At 41.7% G+C, this 4,961-nt stretch carries 5 protein-coding genes; all 5 read right to left on the reverse strand.

Features of this window, described 5'->3' with window-relative positions:
• Positions 1 to 1,076, reverse strand: a 1,076-nt coding sequence (gene carA / locus MVE01_RS07035; protein ID WP_472561470.1) for a glutamine-hydrolyzing carbamoyl-phosphate synthase small subunit, incomplete at its 3' end; no start/stop codon positions are given.
• 50 nt (positions 1,077 to 1,126) lie between these two features.
• Positions 1,127 to 1,678 carry a DUF507 family protein gene (locus MVE01_RS07040; protein WP_472561471.1) on the reverse strand — a complete coding sequence of 184 codons (552 nt, stop codon included), beginning with the start codon at positions 1,676 to 1,678 and terminating at the stop codon, positions 1,127 to 1,129.
• Positions 1,679 to 1,691: 13 nt separating this feature from the next.
• The gene (locus tag MVE01_RS07045) at positions 1,692 to 2,945 is read right to left on the reverse strand and encodes an adenylosuccinate synthase (protein ID WP_472561472.1); all 1,254 of its coding nucleotides are present in this window, start codon (positions 2,943 to 2,945) and stop codon (positions 1,692 to 1,694) included.
• Entirely contained in the window at positions 2,942 to 3,793 is an 852-nt protein-coding gene (locus tag MVE01_RS07050; protein WP_472561473.1) for an ATP phosphoribosyltransferase regulatory subunit, read from the reverse strand. Before MVE01_RS07050 ends, MVE01_RS07045 begins: the two co-directional genes overlap by 4 nt.
• Positions 3,793 to 4,920 carry a pyridoxal-phosphate-dependent aminotransferase family protein gene (locus MVE01_RS07055; RefSeq protein ID WP_472561474.1) on the reverse strand — a complete coding sequence of 376 codons (1,128 nt, stop codon included), beginning with the start codon at positions 4,918 to 4,920 and terminating at the stop codon, positions 3,793 to 3,795. Before MVE01_RS07055 ends, MVE01_RS07050 begins: the two co-directional genes overlap by 1 nt.
• Positions 4,921 to 4,961: the final 41 nt, after the last annotated feature.

Here is a 4,961-nt window from a genome sequence, read left to right on the forward strand (position 1 = left end):
TGTGGTCCGGGACTTGCTTCAGGGTGGTGCTGTACTGACATGGTCGGAGAGTCATTATATTTAAGTCCCTCTATCGTATTGTCAAAGAGGTTCACGTGGGTGACTGTTGCTATTTCTGTGATATTGTCCGGTACATTATAGTTGTGGTTCTGTGCAGTAATCTCTACAGCACCTGTTAGCGTGTTTTTTACCGGATGGTTACCACCATGGTGACCGAATTTCAATTTATAGGTATCATACCCATGAGAAATAGAAAGCAGTTGATGCCCCAAACAGATACCAAACAACGGTACTTTTGCAGCGATAAGCTTTTTGATCTTTTCCTGCTCCTCTTTTAAAATAAGCGGATCCCCGGGTCCATTTGATAAAAAGACACCGTCACACTCTTTGGCATCAATCTTGGCAATAATATCTTCAGCAGACATGGAATTAGGTACCACAGTCACTTCCATCCCTGCATGGGTGAGCTCATTAAGGATATTTCTTTTGATCCCAAAATCCAATGCTATGATCTTTTTAGTCGTTTGAGGTTTCTCGTAACTGAATGTTTTGGTACTGTATCGTGCCTGTGTATGTATGTAAGGCTCTTTAGTACTTACCTGCTCAATGTAATTTATCTCTTCAATACGCGGTGAGGATTCCAATACTTTTTTCAATGCTGCTGCTTCATGTATTTCAGTGGAAGCCACCATCATCATTGCACCTTCATTGCGGAGCATTTTGGTTAAAAAACGTGTATCTATATCACTGATACCCAAAATATTTTCTCTTTTTAACAATACGGCCAAAGTCTCTTCACTTCTAAAGTTGGAAGGTCTATCCTGATACGTACGTACAATGATCCCTTTACAATGCGCACCTTTACTTTCCATATCCTGTGCATTACATCCTACATTACCGATCTCCGGCATGGTAAATGTCACAAATTGCCCAGCATAAGAGGGGTCAGTAACGATCTCCTGATAGCCTGTCAAAGAGGTATTAAATACAATCTCTCCCACAGAAGTCCCCGTAGCACCAAAACTCTTGGCTTCAAGCATTAAACCATTTTCAAAATACAAACTTATCTTTTGCATACCATTCTCCTTCATTTCACTACTACTTGCTTCTTGCTTCTTACTATCTATCAAAGCATTCCTCTTTTGGAAAGCTCTTCCTGATATAATCTTTCATAAAGCAGTTCATAATCCTGAGAACCCGGGATGATCTCCCTTTCCATATTTTTGATCTTCTCATAGACAATATCATCGATCTCATCATAGGCATCTGCAAATGCCTTAAATGATTTAAAGATCACATTCTTTACCTGGTTTTCATTGACCGTATACTCAGCCAAATAGTTTTCATAAAGTTCATCTAAAATCAGGTGTGCAAGATCATTATAACGGTCATCATAATTCATGATCACCCCTGCTTCTGCAGCCATTTTCTTTTTGATCATAAAGAAAAGCTGTCTCTCATCCGCATGCTGGAACTCTATCTCATCATAATTTTCATCTAAGATCTTTTTGACTTTCTCATCTAAAGCATGTTCTTTGGCAAGATTCTCATCAATGATCTTTTTTGCTGCTTCAACCACTGCTTCTTTCCCTTTAGGCATCGTAATAAAAGGCGCATTTGCTAAATCAATACCGATTTTTGTGGCTACATATCCTGTCTGTTGTGGTTTTAATCTCATTGCTACCCCTTTATTATCTAATTATTGTGTCTTCACGTTCCGGACTCGTGGAAATAATTCCCATTTTAGTCCCTATCATCTCTTCGAGTGCCAAAATGTATGTTTTTGCCGTTTCCGGCAGATCATCAAATGCTCTTATACCTTCAGTCTTATCCCAACCTGGAAAACTTTTGTAGATCGGTGTAGCATCTTCCAGATCATACGGTACATAGTTGATCTCTTTACCATCTACTTCATATGCCACACATACTTTTACTTCATCAAAACCATCAAGGACATCCAGTTTCATCAGTGCCACCTGATCAACTCCGTTCACACGTACTGCATGCCGCATCGCTACAGCATCGAACCAACCGCATCTTCTCGGACGCCCTGTGGTGGTACCGAATTCATGTCCGTTTTTACGAAGTCTATCGCCTGCTTCTCCCAACTCTTCACTTGGGAAAGGTCCGTTGCCTACTCTAGTACAGTAGGCTTTTGCAATGCCTGTGACTTTACCAATATCTTTGGGATTGATCCCAAGACCTGAACATGCACCTGCACTGACTGTTGTAGAAGAGGTCACATACGGGTAAGTTCCATGGTCGATATCAAGCATTGTTCCCTGTGCACCTTCAAGCAGTACTTTTTTACTGTCATCAAGTATTTCCCACATCAGCTGTGTAGTATCCGTAATAAAAGGAGCAAGTACTTTTTTATATCCTTGTAATTCTGTCAGTAATTCTGTTTCATTAGGAGCTTCCACGCCCATGGCATCAAAAACCGGCTTATTCATCTCAAAAAATGCCACGATCTTTGCCGTCATCTTTTCAGGGTGAAGCAACTCTCCCAGTCTATGACCTACACGGGCAACTTTATCACCGTATGCAGGTCCGATCCCTTTACCTGTCGTACCGATGGCTTTATCACCCTTCATACGCTCCCTGGCTTGGTCTATTTGTGCATGATAGGGCAAAAGCACATGTGCTTTATCTGAAAGAAAAAGCCTTCCCTTCAAATCATCAAACTGCTCCATCTCTTTAATGAAATCAACCGGTGAAAGTACTACACCGTTTCCTACAATATTTTTTGCTTCGGGATTGAGTACACCGGAGGGGATAAGGTGCAATGCATATGTTTTATCACCAATAACAATAGTATGCCCGGCATTGTGTCCGCCTGCAAAACGACATACATAGTCGTGTGTTTGTGCCATATGGTCAACAATCTTCCCTTTACCTTCATCTCCCCACTGGAGACCTACAATTAAATCTGCTTTGCTGCTCATTTAGTTACCTTATCCATTTTATTCACCACACACTCATCTGTATAGAGTGCAAATCCTGCTGCTTCCACACTGTCTATTGTGTAAATTCCACCCATTGCCAAGAGGCTATTGCCTTCAAACATTCTAAAGGTCAAAGAATCGTAATAACGCATCTTTGCATAAAAAAGTGGAGAGATGACCATATTCTTATACTTCACTTGCTCTGTGGCAATCTTTATCTTTTCCAACTCCGCCTGGATATCTGATGGAAAGAGTGACAAATCATTCAGATCTTCTACGCTGTTAATACGTACAAGCTGTTCAATCCAAGGCAGATCTGTACCTATGATCTGTTCAACATGCATAGACTTTAACACATCCAGTGAAACCCCATACTTCTCATTAAGCAAATGCGGTATACGAATATTTGCTATCTGCATCATGGGTTCTGCATCCATCTCATTCAACAGCAAAATAGTTGTTTTGGCTATTTCTTCAAAACTTCCACCTATTACCTCAGCCCCTATCTGGTACTGTTCTTTGGTTGGAAAAGTTACTGTAGGCTGGATATAAAACCACTTTTTAGACTCCATAGAACGTCCCAGTCTTTTGGTGACGATACGTACGACATCTGCAGTAGAGTCTGCACGAAGTGTCACCTCGTGGTTCTCTTCATCATTAAGTTTAAGCAGTGGCTTTTTATCATTAAAACTTGCCTGCTGGTGGTAAGAGAAGATTGGTGTGACTATCTCTGCAAATCCAAGGTTCTCCAAAAGTTCTGCGGAAACAAATTCTATCTCTCTTTTTATTTTAGCAGATTGACCAAAATAGAGTTTTGATCCGCTTGGGATCTCATGTTCAAATATCATTATTTCTCTTCTTTTTTTAATGCGGTTTTAAAATACTCTTCATGAAAGACACGGCTTGCCGTTCCGTCAAAATCTCTGCGTCCCAATTTTGCCAAGGCGAGTTCCACAGCATTGACTGCTGCTACCATTTCATACGGCGCTATCAGTCCCATCTGGTTAATACGAAAGATCTTTCCTTTAAGATGATCCTGACCACCCGCCACGTTGACACCAAAATCTGTTTTAAGCAGATCTCTGATCTCTTTGGCATTCACATCATCGATCGTTGTCATAGAACGCGCCGGGGTGTTAGGATAGGAATGAAGCCCTAGAGCTTCAAGCGCAAAACGTGTAGCTTTGGCACGACGTGCTGTGTCACAGAAAAGTTTACCCAATCCACCCTGTGATTCTATCTCCTGAAGGATGGCACGAAGCCCGATCACCAAAGTAGTTGCTGCGGTATATGCTGTGGTATTTTGACGCTGTTTTTTAATTTCAGAAGCAAGATTAAAATAGTAACCTTTGCCCTCTCCAACTTTTTTAACAGCCCCATTGCTAAGCCCAAGTATCGCCAAGCCCGGCGGCAGCATTAATGCTTTTTGGCTCCCTGCGATCAAACAATCTATATTTGCTACATCAATACGCTCTACGCCTACAGCCGTAATCCCGTCTGCAATAATCATGATCTTCGGGTTGATAGTCTTCACTGCTGCTGCTATCTCTTCTACCGGATGACGTAATCCACCTGCAGATTCAGAGATCTGAATTGCTATCGCATCCACAGAGGGGTTAGCCTTCACAGCTTCAACTACCTCTTCTACCGTAGCAGGTGTATCCCACTCATGTTTTATCTCAACATTTTTGAGCCCATGTGCTAAGGCTATCTTGCCAAAACGCTCACCAAACTTTCCAGAATTTACTGAAAGAAGTGTGTCATGACAAAGGTTTGTCACGGCAGCTTCCATCGCTCCTGTTCCAGTGGATGCAAGCATGATGACTTCATCGGTAGCAAAAAGTTTAAAAAGCAGTTCTCTTGTCTCTTTGAAGATCGCTTCAAATTCCGGTGTTCTGTGGTGAAGTGTCGGTGTAGCCATAGCCAAACGTACAGACTCGGGTACTGGCGTAGGTCCTGGTGTAAAAAGTAACATAAATATCCTCGCAATCGCCATCATGACGACGGCGTAATTGG

Source organism: Sulfurovum sp., from assembly GCA_026990595.1.
In the GTDB taxonomy this organism is placed as follows: Bacteria; Campylobacterota; Campylobacteria; order Campylobacterales; family Sulfurovaceae; genus Sulfurovum.

Excerpts from the sequence above, each read along its gene's own strand:
- MVE01_RS07055 (WP_472561474.1), bottom strand. The coding sequence starts at position 4,920 with ATGTTACTTTTTACACCAGGACCTACGCCAGTACCCGAGTCTGTACGT.
- MVE01_RS07045 (WP_472561472.1), bottom strand. The coding sequence starts at position 2,945 with ATGAGCAGCAAAGCAGATTTAATTGTAGGTCTCCAGTGGGGAGATGAA.
- MVE01_RS07040 (WP_472561471.1), bottom strand. The coding sequence starts at position 1,678 with ATGAGATTAAAACCACAACAGACAGGATATGTAGCCACAAAAATCGGT.
- MVE01_RS07050 (WP_472561473.1), bottom strand. The coding sequence starts at position 3,793 with ATGATATTTGAACATGAGATCCCAAGCGGATCAAAACTCTATTTTGGT.